The sequence below is a fragment of the Xanthomonas sp. CPBF 426 genome (genome assembly GCF_903989465.1).
Classification (GTDB): Bacteria; Pseudomonadota; Gammaproteobacteria; order Xanthomonadales; family Xanthomonadaceae; genus Xanthomonas; species Xanthomonas euroxanthea.
Genome location: NZ_LR861805.1, coordinates 4,597,256 through 4,613,914, shown reverse-complemented (window position 1 = coordinate 4,613,914; position 16,659 = coordinate 4,597,256). Strand labels below are relative to the sequence as shown.

Below are 16,659 nucleotides of genomic sequence, written 5' to 3'. Positions count from 1 at the left end.
TGGCTGCGCACGCCGTTGCGCCGAGTGTGCGCGGAGGTGCGCGCCATGCTCACTGACATCATCCGGTTCGCGATCGCGCAGCGCTGGCTGATGCTGGCGTTGACGGGGGTGTTGATTGCGATCGGCGCGTGGAGTTTTTCGCGCTTGCCGATCGATGCCACGCCCGACATCACCAATGTGCAGGTGCAGGTCAATACGGCCGCGCCGGGGTATTCGCCGTTGGAGTCGGAGCAGCGGGTGACGTTCCCGCTGGAGACGGTGCTGGCGGGATTGCCGGGGCTGGAGTCCACGCGCTCGTTGTCGCGCTACGGCTTGTCGCAGGTCACCGCCGTGTTTGCCGATGGCACGGACCTGTACTTTGCGCGGCAGCAGGTGGCCGAGCGGTTGCAGCAGGTCAAGTCGCAACTGCCGGCCGACCTGGAGCCGCAGCTGGGGCCGATCGCCACCGGCCTGGGCGAGATATTCATGTACACGGTCGAAGCCAAACCGAATGCGCGCAAACCCGATGGCAGTGCGTGGACGGCCACCGATTTGCGCACCCTGCAGGATTGGGTGGTGCGCCCGCAGTTGCGCAACGTACCCGGCGTGACCGAGGTCAACACCATCGGCGGCTATGCGCGGCAGATCCATATCACTCCGGATCCGGCACGCCTGGTCGCACTGGGCTTCACGCTGGACGACGTGGCGCGCGCGGTGGACGCGAACAATCGCAACATCGGCGCCGGCTATATCGAACGCAACGGCCAGCAGTTCCTGGTGCGGGTGCCGGGGCAGGTGGATGACATCGCCCAGATCGGCGCGATCGTGCTGGATCGACGCGAGGGTGTGCCGATCCGGGTGCGCGATGTGGCGCAGGTCGGCGAGGGCCGCGAGTTGCGTACCGGTGCGGCCACCCAGGACGGCAGCGAAGTGGTGCTCGGCACGGTGTTCATGCTGGTCGGTGCCAATAGCCGCACCGTGGCGCAGGCCGCAGCGCAGCGGCTGGAAGTGGCCAATGCCAGTCTGCCGGCCGGCGTGCAGGCGGTGCCGGTCTACGATCGCACCGCACTGGTGGACCGCACCATCGTCACCGTCGCCAAGAACCTGATCGAAGGCGCGTTGCTGGTGATCGTGGTGCTGTTCCTGCTGCTGGGCAACGTGCGCGCGGCCCTGATCACCGCGGCGGTGATTCCGCTGGCGATGTTGTTCACCCTCACCGGCATGGTGCGCGGTGGCGTGTCCGGCAACCTGATGAGCCTGGGCGCGCTGGATTTCGGCTTGATCGTCGATGGCGCGGTGATCATCGTGGAGAACTGCCTGCGCCGCTTCGGCCAGGCGCAGCTGCGCCTGGGGCGGGTGCTTGAGCGCGATGAGCGTTTCGAACTGACCGCCGAGGCCACTGCCGAGGTGATCCGTCCCAGCCTGTTCGGTCTGGGCATCATCACCGCGGTGTACCTGCCGGTGTTCGCGCTGACCGGTATCGAAGGCAAGATGTTCCACCCGATGGCGATCACCGTGGTGCTGGCGCTGACCGGCGCGATGCTGCTGTCGTTGACCTTCGTGCCGGCGGCGATCGCCTTGTTGCTCGGCGGCAAGGTGGCCGAGCACGAAAACCGCGCGATGCGCTGGGCGCGCGGCGTGTATGCGCCGTTGCTGGATCGCGCGCTGCGTCACGGCCGTTGGGTCGGTCTCGGTGCGTTGGCGGCGGTGGCGCTGTGCGCGGTCCTGGCCACGCGCCTGGGCAGCGAGTTCATCCCGAACCTGGACGAGGGCGATATCGCGCTGCATGCCTTGCGCATTCCCGGCACCAGCCTGGAACAGGCCATCACCATGCAATCCACGCTGGAAAAACGCATCAAGCAGTTTCCGGAAGTGGCGCATGTGTTCGGCAAGCTCGGCACCGCCGAAGTGGCCACCGATCCGATGCCGCCGTCGGTGGCCGATACGTTCCTGATCATGCATCCGCGCGAACGATGGCCGGACCCACGCAAGCCCAAGGCGCAACTGGTGGCCGAGATCGAGCAGGCGGTGAAGCAGCTGCCCGGCAACAACTACGAGTTCACCCAGCCGATCCAGATGCGCATGAACGAGCTGATTTCCGGCGTGCGTGCGGACGTGGCGATCAAGGTCTACGGCGATGACCTGGACACGCTGGTCACCCTGGGGCAACGCGTACAGGAAGTCGCCAGCACGGTGCCGGGTGCGGCCGACGTGAGCCTGGAGCAGGCCACCGGCCTGCCGATGCTGGCAGTGGTGCCCGATCGCGCCGCGCTGGCCGGGTACGGGCTCAATCCCGGCGTGGTGCAGGACACGGTGGCGGCGGCGGTGGGTGGGCAGGCGGCCGGGCAGCTGTTCGAAGGCGACCGCCGTTTCGACATCGTGGTACGCCTGCCGGAAGGCCTGCGGCAGGACCCGACGGCGTTGGCCGATCTGCCGATTCCGCTGCGCGGCGATGGCGAGCGTGCCGATGCCGACGAGTCCAGTCGCGCGGCCGGTTGGCGCAGTGGCGAACCGACCACGGTGCCGCTGCGCGAGGTCGCCAGGGTCGACACCGTGCTCGGGCCCAGCCAGATCAACCGCGAGGACGGCAAGCGCCGCATCGTGATCACCGCCAACGTGCGCGACCGCGACCTGGGTGGATTCGTCGCCGAGGTGCAGCAGCGCGTGCGGGCCGAGGTGGTGCTGCCCACCGGCTACTGGATCGGCTACGGCGGTACCTTCGAGCAACTGATCTCCGCCGGCCAGCGCCTGGCCTGGGTGGTGCCGGGGACCTTGCTGCTGATCTTCGCGCTGCTGTACTGGTCATTCGGCTCGCTGCGCGATGCGCTGGTGGTGTTCAGCGGCGTGCCGCTGGCGCTGACCGGCGGTGTGGTGGCCTTGGCGCTGCGCGGCCTGGCCTTGTCGATCTCCGCCGGCGTCGGCTTCATCGCGCTGTCGGGGGTGGCGGTGCTCAACGGCCTGGTGATGATCGCCTTCGTGCGCAGCCTGCGGGCCGAGGGCCTGTCGCTGGAGCAGGCACTGCGCGAAGGCGCGCTGAGCCGTCTGCGCCCGGTGCTGATGACCGCGCTGGTGGCCGCGCTGGGCTTCGTGCCGATGGCCTTCAACGTCGGCGCCGGGGCCGAGGTGCAGCGCCCGCTGGCCACGGTGGTGATCGGCGGCATCGTCTCGTCCACCCTGCTGACCTTGCTGGTGCTGCCGGTGCTGTACCGCTGGCTGCACCGCGAGCGGCCGGGGCGGCTTGCACCGAAGGCGGTTGGTTGAGACGTGACACGATCCCGGCAGGCGCGTCTGCCGGGATCCGATGGCCGCAGCCTCAGTCGGCGGTGGATAGGCAAGGGGTGCCGGGCGCCAGGCGGCACACAACGGTGGTGCAGGCTAAGTGCTTGCGGCACAAGGAATTGCCGTGCATAATGCGCGGCTCGCTGTGCCCGGATCGCTCCGGATGGCGGCACCCAGCGCGATGGGGTTGCCGGCTTGTTCCCAGCGTAAGTTCTTGATTCCCAACGTTGCGTGGCAGCTTGATGCTGTCGGGGCCGCCGCTCCCCAGGCTATGGGTGGCAATTCATTTATCGAGGTGCGTAATGTCCCGCGTATGCCAAGTGTCCGGCAAGCGTGTGCAGACGGGTAACAACGTCTCCCACGCAAACAACAGAACCCGTCGTCGCTTCCTGCCCAACCTGCATGAGCGCCGCTTCTGGGTCGCCAGCGAGAACCGTTGGGTGAAGCTCCGTGTCTCCGCGCATGCATTGCGCACCATCGACAAGAACGGGATTGATGCCGTTCTGAAAGAGCTGCGTGCGCGCGGCGAAAAGGTCTGAGGAGTAAGCAGTCATGGCAAAAGGCAAGCGTGACAAGATTCGTATGATTTCCTCGGCCGCTACCGGCCACTTCTACACCACGGACAAGAACAAGAAGAACACTCCGGGGAAGATGGAAATGATGAAATACGACCCGGTCGTGCGTAAGCACGTGATGTACAAGGAAGGCAAGATCAAGTAATCCACCGATTACCGATCTGCATCCAGCAAACACCCGCCGCAAGGCGGGTGTTTGCGTTTGTGGAGTGTTGCGGGGGTTGATCGCAACACTGGTGTAAATCCGCACACGTCCTGGGCCACTCCACCTCGGCGGACTGCATCCCCTCTCCTGCGGGAGAGGGGTAGGGGTAAGGGTATGGGGCGAAGCCACCCGCAGTGGTCGCAGTAGCACAGGCTTCGCACGCACACGCATCCGCCACTTCGGGGCACCTTCTCCCGATGGGAGAAGGGAACACCGCTACAGCCCGCGTGCGCGCAACTGCGCATCCAGCCGCGGATACACCCGCCGCGCATTGCCTTCGAACACCTTGCGCCTGTCGGCGTCGGACATCGCCAAGGCATCGATATAGCGCTTGGTGTCGTCGAAATACTGGCCGGTCTGCGGGTCGATGCCGCGCACCGCGCCCACCATCTCCGAGCCGAACAGGATGTTGTCGATGTCGATGACCTCGAACAGCAGGTCGATGCCGGGCTGGTGATACACGCAGGTATCGAAGAACACATTGCGCATCACATGCGTGGACAGTGGCGGCTTGCCGAGCATGTCGGCCAGGCCGCGGAAGCGGCCCCAGTGATACGGCACCGCGCCGCCACCGTGCGGGATGATGAAGCGCAGGTCCGGGAAATCGGCGAACAGATCGCCTTCGAGAAACTGCATGAACGCGGTGGTATCGGCGTTGAGATAATGCGCACCGGTGGCGTGAAAGTTGGCATTGCAGCTGCCCGACACATGCACCATCGCCGGCACGTCGAGCTCGACCATTTTCTCGAAGAACGGATACCACGCGCGATCGGTCAATGGCATGCCGTTCCAGTGGCCGCCGGACGGGTCGGGGTTGAGGTTGCAGCCGACAAACCCAAGCTCGGTGACGCAACGTTCCAGCTCGGTGATCGATTGGGCGATCGGCACGCCCGGCGACTGCGGCAGCTGGCACACGCCGATGAAGGTGTGCGGATACAGCTGCACCACCCGCGCGATCAGGTCGTTGCAGTGACGCGTCCACACCTGGCTGACCGCCTCATTGCCGATATGGTGCGCCATGGTGCTGGCGCGTGGCGAGAAAATCGTCATGTCCGCACCGCGCTCGCGCAGCAGGCGCAGCTGGTGCTGCTCGATGCTTTCGCGCAATGCGTCGTCGGAGATGGACGGATACACCGGCGCGGGCAGGGCCGGGTCGTCGTAGTGCGCGATCTGCGCCTTGCGGAAGGCGTCATGCGCCGCGGGCGCGGTGGTGTAGTGGCCGTGGCAGTCGATGATCATGGCAGGGGTCTTCTCGGGGCAGCGGGATCAGGGAGCAAACGACCACGTGCGCGGGAGGCTGACCCACACGGCGCGCGGAACCTGCAGGTGCCCACGTAGGTTGCGGTCCGCGCATGGATGCTCAGCCGCAGGTCGTTGTGGCAGGTGGTGCCGGCCACGCCGCAAGGCAGGCGCAGGGAGCGGGCCTGGCACTGGCGATGGCCATCGATCCAGCCCGCTGGCGCATCCATCCGTTCAGCCATACAGCTGCCCATCGAACAGTTTGCGTGCGGTGCGCAGCACCGCGGCACGCACCACCTCGCCGTGCGCGTCTACGGTGATGACGCAGCTGCTCGCACCGCTGGGATGTTCGACCTCCAGCTGCTGCGTGCTGCCGCCGGGCAGCTGCGCCAGCGCATGGGCGGGCGAACCGGGCAGCAGGCAGGCGGTGGCCACGGTGACGGCGCCGAGGACGCCGATCGAGGCATGGCAGCGGTGTGGAATGAACGAGCGCACGCTGATCGCGCCGCCGTGGCGCGGGGCGGCGACCAGCATCATCTTCGGCACGGTGGCCTCGGCGACATCGCCCAGCCGCATCAGCGGGCCGGCCTGTAGACGAAGCGATTGCAGGCGGCTTTTCAGCGCAGCGTCGGCATCGAGCGTGCTGCGGTCTTCGTAACCGCTGATGCCGAGATCGCTGGCGCGCAGCACCACGCAGGGCATGCCGTTGTCGATCAGCGTGGCCTCTACGCCATCCAGAAGATCGACACGGTTGCCGGTGGGCAGCAAGGCGCCACACGAGGAGCCGGCGATCCCGGCAAAGGCCAGTGCAATCGGCGCGGCGGTGCCGGGCACGCCGTCGATGCGGGCGTCGCCGTCGTAGCGCACCTGGCCGCCGGGCGTCTGCACGCTGGCGGTGGCCAGCGTGCCGGTGTTGCGCATGAAGATGCGCACCTCGGTCTCGCCATCGCGTGCCGGCAACAGGCCGCGTTCCAGTGCGAACGGCGCAACCCCGGCCAGCATGTTGCCGCAGTTCTGCGCGTCGCTGACCTGTGCCTGTTCCACCGACACCTGCAGGAACAGATACTCAACGTCGGCATCGGCGCGCGCCGAGCGCGACACCACCGCCACCTTGGAGGTCAGCGGGTCGGCGCCGCCCATGCCGTCGATCTGGCGGACATCCGGCGAGCCGTAGGCGCGCAGCAGGAAGGCATCGCGCGCGGCGCGCTCGCCCGGCAGCTCGTCGGCCAGGAAAAAGCCGCCCTTGGAGGTGCCGCCGCGCATCCACATCGCGCGTACGTGCTCAGACATAGCGCAGGCCCTTGGCCGCCAGGCGTTCGCGCATGGCGTAGATGTCCAGGCCCAGTTCGCCGCGTGCCAGGCGCTCGCGTTTGAGCAGCTCGCGCGCCTCGCGCGCCTGCGCTTCGGCCAGCACGGCGGCAGCGGTGGCGCGTGGCACCACGCAGACGCCATCGTCGTCGGCCACCACGACATCGCCCGGTTGCACCAGCGCGTCGGCGCAGACCAGCGGCACGTTGACCGAACCCAGCGTCTCCTTGATGGTGCCCTGCGCGCAGATCGCGCGGCTCCAGGCGGGAAACTGCATCCCCGTGAGGTCGCGTACATCGCGGACCCCGGCATCGATGACCAGCCCGCGGCAGCCACGCGCCTGCGCCGAGGTGGCCAGCAGATCGCCGAAGTAGCCGTCGCAACAGGCGCTGGTTGGCGCGACCACCAGCACGTCGCCAGGCTGCAGCTGCTCGATGGCCACATGCATCATCCAGTTGTCGCCGGGCGGGATCGATACGGTGACGGCGGTGCCGGCGATGCGGCAGCCGGTGTAGATCGGGCGCAGCCGATGATGCAGCAGGCCGCTGCGCCCCTGCGCCTCGTGCACGGTGGCCACGCCGGCCTGCGCAAGCCCGTCGACGATGGCCAGCGGGGTGCGCTCGATCCGGGTGACGACCTGGCTCATCCATCCATCCTCGTTAGGAGTGCGCCGAGTCTGTGCGGCGATCGCCTGCTGGCTCAAGATTCATTTGAGGTATGCATATTGGTTTTGCTTATAGTTAGAGCATGCCGCCGACTCCCGAGCCGAACCTTCGCCATCTGTACGCCCTGGCCGTGGTGCATCGGCTGGGCAGCATCAGCGCGGCCGCGCCGCAGGTGAACCTGTCGCAGCCGGCATTGACGCAGGCGGTGGCGCGGCTGGAACAGCAGCTCGGCGCGCGCCTGTTCGAGCGGCATCCGGGCGGCATGGTCGCCACCGAGGCCACGCAGCTGCTGGTGCCGCGCATCGAGCGGGCGTTGGCGCAACTGGGGCGCGGCATCCGGGTGGCACGGCGGGCGCTGCGGCTGCCGGCGCGCCCCGGCCTGGAGCGACGGGTTTCGCTGGGGCAGCTGCAGGCGTTGGTCGCGGTGGATGTGGCGGGGAGCTATTCGCTGGCGGCGGCGCGCGCCGGGGTCTCGCAGCCGGCGATCTACCGCGCGGTGCAGTCGCTGGCCGATGTGGTCGAGGTACCGCTGACGGTGCGTCGCGGCAAGACCGTGCAAGCCACGCCGGTGGCCACGCGGCTGTTGCGGCAGGTGCGCCTGGCGCTGGCCGAATTGCGCGCCGGCCTGGACGACGTTGTCGGGTTGCACTCGCAGCATGCCGGCCGGATCGCGCTGGGGGTGATGCCGTTGGCGCGGGCGATCCTGCTGCCGCAGGTCCTGGCGCGGTTTGCGCGCGCGCATCCCGGTGCCAGCGTCAACGTGGTCGAAGGCCCGTATGCCGAATTGCTGGCACATCTGCGCGAGGGCGGGCTGGATCTGCTGATCGGTGCGCTGCGCGAGCCGTTGCCGCTGCGCGATGTGCTGCAGGAGCCATTGTTCGACGACGAGCCGGTGATCGTGGCGCGTAGCGGGCACCCGCTGGCCGGGCGCACCTATGCGTTTGCGCAGCTGCTGGACTATCCCTGGGTGATCGCCACCACCGGCACGCCGGTGCGCGCGCGCTGGGAGCGCATGTTTCGTGATCAGCAGATCGAGCCACCGGCACTGCGCATCGAATGCGGCGCGGAACTGACCATCCGCGGGCTGCTGCTGGAAGGCGACTGGCTCACGCTGATGTCGCGCGACCAGTTCCTGTTCGAGCGCCGCGCCGGGTTGCTGTGCGAGATCGGCCGCGCCGGGCCGCAACTGCGCCGCCAGATCGGCATGACGCTTCGCAGCGACTGGCATCCCACCCGCGCGCAGTCGGCGTTCGTGCAGACGCTGCGGCAGGTCTGCGCCGAGCGCGTGCAGCCGGCCGATGCACAGGGCGGGCCGTTTCGCTATTGCGTGCCGATCGACGCGCCCGCCCCGTTGCGTTCACACACCGGGCGGTCAGAATCGGAACCTTCTTGAGAACGGATTGCTGATGCTGCCTGACTGGTTGCAAGGGACCTGGCTGCTGGCGCTGGACTGGGTGATTCGCCTGGCCGCGCTGTTGTGGATTCCGGCCCGCACCACGCCCGGTGCAGCGCGTAGCTGGTTGCTGCTGATCGGCTTCGTGCCGGTGGTCGGCCTGCCGCTGTATCTGCTGTTCGGGCATCCGTGGCTATCGCGGGTGCGGGTGGAACGCCAGGCCACCGCCTCGCAGGTGATCCGCGAGCAGCAACTGCCGCTGCATGCCTTGCGCTGGACCCCGCAGGCGGATACCAGCAGCGCCGAGGTGGTGCCGCTGATCGAACGCCAGGGCGATTTCATGCCCACGCTGGGCAATGCGGTGGAGTTGCTGGACGACTACGCGCAATCGCTGCAGGCCCTGGTCACGGCGATCGACACGGCGGAAAAGCGCGTGCACCTGCTGTATTACCTGATGTTCGACGATGCGGTGGGCGATGCGGTGGTCGCTGCGCTGCAACGCGCCAGTGTGCGCGGCGTGCGTTGCCGCGTGCTGCTGGATGCGGTGGGTGCCAAGCGCGGTCTGCGCCATTACCGCAAGCGGCTGCAGGATGCTGGCGTGGACGTGCTGGCGGTATTACCCGGCGGCCTGCGCTGGCGCCGCAGCGGGCGCATGGATCTGCGCAACCACCGCAAGATTGCGGTGATCGACAACCAGGTGGGTTTCGTCGGCTCGCAGAATCTGGCCGAGGCCGGCTTCATTGATGGCGTGCCCAATCGCGAGCTGGTGGCGCGCGTGCGCGGGCCGGTGGTCAATCATCTGGAAGCGGTGTTCGCCAGCGACTGGTTCACCGAAACCGGGCAGCGCCTGGACGTGTGGCCGGACGCACCGGTCTGCGAGGCCAACATCGCCACGCAGTTGCTGCCCAGCGGGCCGGCGTATCCGTTCGAGAATGCACGCGATGCGATCAACGCGGTGATCCATCTGGCGCGCCGCAAGGTGGTGCTGGTGACGCCGTACTTCGTTCCCGACGAAGCCTTGCTCAGCGCCTTGCGCATCGCTGCGGTGTCCGGCGTGGATGTGCAGCTGATCCTGTCGGAGAGCAACAACCAGGTCCTGGCGGCCTGGGCGCAGGAGGCGTATTTCGAGGAGCTGCTGCGCTGCGGGGTCAAGATCGCGCTGTACCGCCCGCACTTCCTGCATGCCAAGCACCTGAGCATGGATGAGGACATCGCACTGGTCGGCTCGATCAACCTGGACATCCGCTCGTTCGCGCTCAATGCCGAGATCGGCATGCTCTGCTACGACCGGGGCGTGGTGCAGCGGCTGCGTGCGATCGAGCAGGATTACCTGGCCAACGCCCGCCAGCTGGACCTGGAGCAGTGGCGCACGCGCCCGGCCTGGCGCCGCAGCCGCGAGGGCATTGCACGCCTGGCCGATGCGTTGATGTAGACCTTGCGTGTGTTGCCCGGTTCACGCGGTGCAGTGCCCGGTGGAGCGTGGGTGGTGCCTGCGATGGCAGGCGTCATGCTGGGTGCAAGCGTGGGCCAGCAAGGCCTTACCGGGTGCGGGCGTGCCCGCGCTGCAACTGATGCCTCAGGCGACCTCTATTGGACGGGCGCGGCAGTCGACCGGTCTGTCTGCACGGTGCTACCCCGGCCATTGCGGCGGGCATGGCCACTGTCATCGGTGCGACGCGACGCATCGCCTACAATTACCGGATGAATGAACTGCGTGATCCCGGCGATGCAGTGATCGCCATCGTTGGCGGTGGCGCATCCGGTGTGCTGGTGGCGCTGCAGCTGCTACGTCAGGCCGTGGCGCCGCTGCAGATCGTGCTGATCGAGCCGCACGCGGTGCTGGGCGAGGGCGTGGCCTACTCCACCACGCGGCCGGAACATCTGCTCAACGTGCCCGCCGCGCGGATGAGTGCGTTGGTGGAGGCACCGCAGGATTTCGTCGATTACCTGCGTGCGCACAGCTGCTGCCCGGAGCTGGAGGACGCGCAGCTGCCGCAGCACTTCGTCGGGCGTCGGCACTACGCGCCTTACCTGCGCAATCGCCTGCAGGCTGCGCGTGCGCAGGGTCCGGCGACGCTCACCGTGCACGGCGCCCGCGTACAGACATTGCAATGCGATGCCGATGGCGCGCTGTTGCAGCTCGACGATGGACAGACCCTGCAGGCCACCAGCGTGGTGCTGGCGGTAGGCAATGCGTTGCGGCCGTTGCCACTGCGCGGGGCCACCGGCCTGTCGGCAGCGCAGCGGGTGGAAGCCTGGGATACCGAGGCGGTCGCCGCGTTGCCGCAGGAGGCGGCGGTGTGCATCGTCGGCTCGGGACTGAGCATGGCCGACACGGTGGTAACGCTGGCCGCGCAGGCGCATCGCGGTGCGGTACACGTGGTATCGCGGCATGGGCTGCTGCCGTTGCCACAGGTGCACTGCGTTGCGGCGGACTTCGATCCGCAGCCGTTGCTGGCGCTGCCGCTGCGTGCGCGCATGCGCAGCGTGCGGCAGCATGCGCGGGTTGCGATGGCGCAAGGCCTGCCCTGGCAGAGCGTGATGGAGCGTCTGCGCCCGCTGAGCCAGGCACTGTGGCAAACGCTGTCGATCGCCGACCAACGCCGCTTCCTGCGCCATGTGGTGCGCTATTGGGATGTGCATCGCCACCGCATCGCTGCGCCGGTGCATGCGCAGTTGCAGGCGATGCGCGCGCGCGGGCAATTGCAGCTGCATCGCGCGCGGCTGGAGGTGGCGTACCAGGCCGGTGCCTGCGTGCGGCTCAGTGCCGGCGCCAGTGCCGGGCATCCGCTGCAGCTGGATGTGCAGACGCTGGTCAACGCCACCGGCGTGGAAATGCGCGTGCAGGCGATGCGCAACCCGCTGCTGCAGCAGCTGCTGGGGCAGGGCATTGCGGTCGCCGGGCGGCATGGCATCGGGGTGGATACCGATGCCGATGGCTGCCTGATCGATGCCGATGGGCGCGCCAATCCGCGGCTGCGGGTGATCGGCAGCCTGCGGATCGGTTCGTTGTGGGAGAGCCTGGCGGTACCGGAGCTGCGTGAGCAGGCAGCGGCGATTGCGCGGGATGTGTTGGGACTGCTTGGGCGGTGATTGATCGGCGTCGCTCCCTTCTCCCGCCGGGAGAAGGTGGCGCGTAGCGCCGGATGGGGGCGCCTCAGACATCTACCAGTGCCTGCAGTGACAAACGCGTCGCCACGCGCCTTCGGACGTGATGCACCGGCTGCTTTGCCTCGTACCCTCACCCCGACCCCCGCTCCGCTCCGCGCCCGGGCCCGGGTTCGGGCGCGGCCCACGTCTTGCGACGCGGGCGATCCAGGACACGCGCGCCAATGGCGCGCAAGCGGCGCCTCTTCGCCCCACCGGGAGAGGGGCCTTACGTCCTTCTCCCATTGGGAGAAGATGCCCCGCAGGGGCGGATGAGGGCAGGGCGCAGCCCCGCATTCCCAACCGCTTCATCGCAATCTCAGCCGCAGCGACGCCACAACCGGTAAAATACGGCGGTGGATGTCTCTCATTTGCTCGATCATTTAAACCCCGCCCAGCGCGAGGCCGTTTCCGCGCCGCCGGGGCATTACCTGGTGCTGGCCGGCGCCGGCTCCGGCAAGACGCGCGTGCTGATCCATCGCATCGCCTGGCTCAACGAAGTCCAGGGCGTGCCCAACCACGGCATCTTCGCGGTGACCTTCACCAACAAGGCTGCCGGTGAAATGCGCCACCGTACCGACCTGCAGCTGCGCAACGGCAGCCGCGGGATGTGGATCGGCACCTTCCATGGGCTGGCGCATCGGTTGCTGCGCCTGCACTGGCAGGACGCGCGGCTGCCGGAAGGCTTCCAGGTCATGGACAGCGACGACCAGCTGCGGCTGGTCAAGCGCGTGGTGCAGGCGCTGGAGCTGGACGAGGGCAAGTATCCGCCCAAGCAGATGAGCTGGTGGATCAACGAGCAGAAGGACGAAGGCCGCCGTCCGCAGCATATCCAGCCCGAGCCCAACGACGACTGGACCGAGGTGCGCCGGCAGGTGTACGCGGCCTACCAGGAGCGTTGCGACCGCTCCGGCCTGCTGGATTTTGCCGAGTTGCTGCTGCGCGCGCATGAACTGCTGCGCGACACCCCGGCCTTGCTGGCGCATTACCGTGCGCGCTTCCGCGAGATCCTGGTCGACGAGTTCCAGGACACCAACGCCATCCAGTATGCCTTCGTGCGCGTGCTGGCCGGCGAGACCGGGCATGTGTTCGTGGTCGGCGACGACGACCAGGCCATTTACGGCTGGCGTGGTGCCAAGGTCGAGAACGTCCAGCGCTTCCTGAAGGACTTCCCCGGCGCGCAGACCGTGCGGCTGGAGCAGAACTACCGTTCCAGCGCCAATATCCTGGGCGCGGCCAATGCGGTGATCGCGCACAACCCGGACCGCATCGGCAAGCAGCTGTGGACCGATTCCGGCGACGGCGATCCGATCGACCTGTATGCGGCCTACAACGAGGTCGACGAGGCGCGCTATGTGGTCGAGCGCGCCCGGCAGTGGGTGCGCGACGGCGGCAGTTACGGCGAAGTGGCGGTGCTGTATCGCAGCAACGCGCAGTCGCGCGCGCTGGAAGAAGCGCTGATTTCCGAGCAGCTGCCGTACCGCGTGTACGGCGGCATGCGCTTTTTCGAGCGCGCCGAAATCAAGGATGCATTGGCGTACCTGCGCCTGCTTACCAACCGCAGCGACGATGCCGCGTTCGAGCGCGCGGTCAACACGCCCACGCGCGGCATCGGCGATCGCACGCTGGATGAAGTGCGCCGGCTGGCACGCGCCAATGCGTTGTCGCTGTGGGAAGCGGCGATGTTGTGCACGCAGGAAAACACCCTGGCCGCGCGCGCGCGCAATGCGCTGGCCACGTTCCTGAGCCTGGTCGGCCAGCTGCATGCCGAAACCGGCGACATGGAACTGGCCGAACGTATCGACCATGTGCTGATGCGCTCGGGCCTGCGCGAGCACTGGGCCAAGGAAAGCCGCAGCGGGCTGGATTCGGAATCGCGCACCGAGAACCTGGACGAACTGGTGTCGGTGGCCTCGCGCTTCACCCGCCCGGACGATGAAGACAGCCAGGGCATGACCGAGCTGGTGGCCTTCCTGGCCTACGCCTCGCTGGAGGCCGGCGAAGGCCAGGCGCAGGCCGGCGAAGAAGGCGTGCAGCTGATGACGCTGCATTCGGCCAAGGGCCTGGAATTCCCCATCGTGTTCCTGGTCGGCCTGGAAGATGGCCTGTTCCCCAGCGCACGCTCGCTGGAAGAAAGCGGCCGGCTGGAAGAAGAGCGGCGCCTGGCCTATGTGGGCATCACCCGTGCGCGGCAGAAGCTGGTGCTGTGCTACGCCGAATCGCGGCGCATCCACGGCCAGGACAACTACAACGTGCCCTCGCGCTTCCTGCGCGAAATCCCGCGCGAGCTGCTGCACGAGGTACGCCCGAAAGTGCAGGTCTCACGCACCGCGTCGCTGGGCGCGACGCGCGGCGGCCCGGTACACGGCGTGGTCGAAGCCGCACCGATCAAGCTCGGTGCCAATGTCCAACACCCCAAGTTCGGCGGCGGCGTGGTCGTGGACTATGAAGGCGCCGGCGGGCATGCACGCGTGCAGGTGCAGTTCGACGACGTCGGCGCCAAGTGGCTGGTGATGGCCTACGCGAATCTGACGGTGGTGTAGGCGGGGCGTGCAATCGCTGCATTGCCGTGGTGTGCTCGTTAGGCGGCGGCCGCGTCCCGATCTGGCCGGACAGTGCCATCTGCACTGCCGGCAGCATTGGTGCATCGCCCGATGCATTCACTGCGGCATCCGTGACACCCTTGCGTTCGAATCGAACGCAGGCAGACCCACGGCCCGATGCGCACCGAAAAACACAAGATGCTGGCAGGCGAGCTCTACAACGCTGCCGATGACCAACTGCAGGCCGACCAGGCGGCCGCGGCCGACTGGATGGCGCGCTACAACGCCAGCGCCGCGCAGCCGTCTGCCCACCGGCACGCGCTGCTGGTCGAGCGCTTGGCCGAGGTGGGTGCAGGCGCGGTGATCCGCCCGCCGTTTCATTGCGACTACGGCTACAACATCCGCCTGGGCGCCGGCGTGTTCCTCAACTTCAACTGCGTGATCCTGGATGTCTGCGAGGTCAGCATCGGCGAGGGCACGCAGGTGGGCCCGGCGGTGCAGTTCTATGCCGCCGACCATCCGCGCGACGCGGCAGGACGCGCCAGCGGGCTGGAGTTCGGGCGACCGATCCGCATCGGGCGCAACGTGTGGATCGGTGGCGGTGCGATCATCCTGCCGGGCGTGTGCATCGGCGATGATGCGGTGATCGGCGCCGGCGCGGTGGTCACCCGCGATGTGCCGGCCGGCGCGACCGCGCTGGGCAATCCGGCGCGTATACGTGCACGCCGCGACGCTGCTGATGCAGCGCCAACCGATTGAATATTGCAGCAACCCGCGTGGCGGCATTGATGCGGATCAAGGCGTGTGCCGCAGCGGACTGTCAGGCTGATTCCACCGGCAGCCAGGCCGGTCATCCAAGGAGGTCACCATGTACAAACGTATCCTGATCGCCATCGATGCGTCCGAGTTGTCGCATCGCGGGTTGTTCCAAGGCCTGGAGTTGGCCAAGGCCACCGGTGCCAAGGTGGACATCGTCACCGTGTCCGAGCCGTGGGCGATGGGCATGTACGACGCGATGGGCTGGAGCGTGGGCTACGAGGCAAGTCCGGAGTACCGCAAGGAACGCGAAGCTGCCGCAGAGAAGATCCTGCGCCCGGCGCTGGAGCTGGCAGCCGCGGCCAATATCAAGGCCACCTCGCGCCACGTGCTGGACCGCTTCGCCGCCGAAGGCATCGTGCAGACCGCCAAGGAGTGCAACAGCGATCTGATCATCATGACCTCGCACGGCCGCCGCGGCATGCGCCGCGTGCTGCTCGGCAGCCAGACGGTGGAAGTGCTCACGCACAGTTCGATTCCGGTGCTGGTGATCCGCTGATCGCCGGACGTCTTGCTGCGCAGGACCACCTGCAGCGCATCGCGCGCTCAAATCGCACATCCTCTTGGCAGCACGTCTTTTCGTAGGAGCGCGCCCGAGCGCGACGAAGCGTTACCGGCAACATCCCATCGCGCGCAGGCACCGCTCCTACGCCGATTGAATCAGCGTTCCATCGGCTCCGGCCGAGCTGCGAGCCGTGTGGCGTGTGCAAGACGCCGTAGCGCCTCGGGATGCAGCAGGTCGCGATCCAGCAAGGCTGCGGAGCGCACCGGCGGCATGCCGGTACGCACCGGCGCGTCTTCCCGGAGCGGCTGCGGGCTCAGCTCGCGCATGAAGCGCCATAGCGGCATGGCGTGCCCGCGACGTGGCGCATGCGTCGGCCGCGCGGCACGGCACTGGCGGCGCCACTGCACCGGCGGCATGCCGAAACGCTGCTGGAAACAGCGTTGGAACTGGCGCTCCGATGCAAAGCCCACCTCGTACAGCAACCAGGTCAGGCTGCACTCCGGGTAGGCCTGCAGATAGCGGTGCGCGGTGCACAGGCGCCGCTCGCGGATATGGCGGGCCACCCCGCCACGCGACTGGAACAGCCGGTACAACGACGCACGCGACACCGCGAATGCCTGCTGCAGGGACTCGGTACCGAGCTCGGCTTCGCCGATATGCTGCTCGATATAGGCCAGCAGCTCGCTCATCAGCGGCGCGTGCGCCTCCACCGATGCGGGGGCCTGCGGGACGATGGCATTGTCATAGCCGGTGTTGCTCATGCGGGTGCTGCCTGCGGCCCGCTCCCCGGGGCCTGTCATCTGACCAACCGAGAAAAGCGGCGCCAGGCCATCACCGCGTTTCGTGAACCCGGCGCTGCGTCACCCATCGGTGCGATCGATGCCGATCCAGGCCAACCGGCCGGCCCCTTCCTCGATGCACCGCGGCGCTGGAAAGCTGCATGGACCCTGCCTGTGCCTTGGGTGGCGGCCAACGCAAAGCCAATCGCAACGGCATCGCATCGAG

General features: G+C 67.8%; 13 protein-coding genes. 9 read left to right on the top strand and 4 right to left on the bottom strand.

Annotated elements, in window-relative coordinates; genetic code table 11:
• The first annotated feature begins 45 nt into the window (after positions 1-45).
• From H7A87_RS19565 to rpmG, 3 genes are all read left to right on the top strand, one after another.
• Positions 46-3,240, top strand: coding sequence for a CusA/CzcA family heavy metal efflux RND transporter (locus tag H7A87_RS19565; protein ID WP_119129998.1), 3,195 nt, complete (start codon positions 46-48; stop codon positions 3,238-3,240).
• Between the two features lie 320 nt (positions 3,241-3,560).
• A complete protein-coding gene (gene rpmB / locus H7A87_RS19560) occupies positions 3,561-3,797 on the top strand; it encodes a 50S ribosomal protein L28 (RefSeq protein WP_002809459.1) in 237 nt (78 codons plus the stop codon).
• A gap of 13 nt (positions 3,798-3,810) precedes the next feature.
• A complete protein-coding gene (gene rpmG, locus H7A87_RS19555) occupies positions 3,811-3,978 on the top strand; it encodes a 50S ribosomal protein L33 (protein ID WP_002809462.1) in 168 nt (55 codons plus the stop codon).
• A gap of 276 nt (positions 3,979-4,254) precedes the next feature.
• On the opposite strand, the gene H7A87_RS19550 is transcribed toward rpmG, so the two are convergent.
• The 3 genes from H7A87_RS19550 to H7A87_RS19540 form a co-directional block, all read right to left on the bottom strand.
• Positions 4,255-5,277: an amidohydrolase family protein gene (locus H7A87_RS19550; RefSeq protein ID WP_119129864.1), complete on the bottom strand. Its 1,023-nt coding sequence runs from the start codon at positions 5,275-5,277 to the stop codon at positions 4,255-4,257.
• A 234-nt stretch (positions 5,278-5,511) separates the two neighbouring features.
• Positions 5,512-6,567, bottom strand: coding sequence for a 4-oxalomesaconate tautomerase (locus tag H7A87_RS19545; RefSeq protein ID WP_119129863.1), 1,056 nt, complete (start codon positions 6,565-6,567; stop codon positions 5,512-5,514).
• Positions 6,560-7,231, bottom strand: a complete 672-nt coding sequence (locus H7A87_RS19540) for a 4-carboxy-4-hydroxy-2-oxoadipate aldolase/oxaloacetate decarboxylase (RefSeq protein WP_104650343.1) — start codon at positions 7,229-7,231, stop codon at positions 6,560-6,562. Before H7A87_RS19540 ends, H7A87_RS19545 begins: the two co-directional genes overlap by 8 nt.
• A gap of 101 nt (positions 7,232-7,332) precedes the next feature.
• On the opposite strand from H7A87_RS19540, the gene H7A87_RS19535 reads away from it, so the two are divergent.
• The 6 genes from H7A87_RS19535 (at position 7,333) to H7A87_RS19510 (ending at position 15,648) form a co-directional block, all read left to right on the top strand.
• On the top strand, positions 7,333-8,643 hold the full coding sequence (locus tag H7A87_RS19535) for a LysR substrate-binding domain-containing protein (protein WP_119129862.1): 1,311 nt from the start codon (positions 7,333-7,335) through the stop codon (positions 8,641-8,643).
• A 13-nt stretch (positions 8,644-8,656) separates the two neighbouring features.
• Entirely contained in the window at positions 8,657-10,075 is a 1,419-nt protein-coding gene (gene cls / locus H7A87_RS19530; RefSeq protein WP_119129997.1) for a cardiolipin synthase, read from the top strand.
• 269 nt (positions 10,076-10,344) lie between these two features.
• Positions 10,345-11,736: an FAD/NAD(P)-binding protein gene (locus tag H7A87_RS19525; protein WP_119129996.1), complete on the top strand. Its 1,392-nt coding sequence runs from the start codon at positions 10,345-10,347 to the stop codon at positions 11,734-11,736.
• Positions 11,737-12,146: 410 nt separating this feature from the next.
• Positions 12,147-14,333, top strand: a complete 2,187-nt coding sequence (uvrD, locus tag H7A87_RS19520) for a DNA helicase II (RefSeq protein ID WP_104585164.1) — start codon at positions 12,147-12,149, stop codon at positions 14,331-14,333.
• Between the two features lie 177 nt (positions 14,334-14,510).
• Positions 14,511-15,092, top strand: coding sequence for a sugar O-acetyltransferase (locus tag H7A87_RS19515; protein ID WP_119129861.1), 582 nt, complete (start codon positions 14,511-14,513; stop codon positions 15,090-15,092).
• Between the two features lie 109 nt (positions 15,093-15,201).
• Positions 15,202-15,648 (top strand): universal stress protein, encoded by a 447-nt coding sequence (locus H7A87_RS19510; RefSeq protein WP_104585166.1) that lies wholly within the window; start codon positions 15,202-15,204, stop codon positions 15,646-15,648.
• A gap of 161 nt (positions 15,649-15,809) precedes the next feature.
• Here H7A87_RS19510 and tagK read toward each other — a convergent pair whose 3' ends face one another.
• On the bottom strand, positions 15,810-16,481 hold the full coding sequence (gene tagK, locus H7A87_RS19505) for a transcriptional regulator TagK (protein ID WP_119129860.1): 672 nt from the start codon (positions 16,479-16,481) through the stop codon (positions 15,810-15,812).
• Between the last annotated feature and the right edge of the window lie 178 nt (positions 16,482-16,659).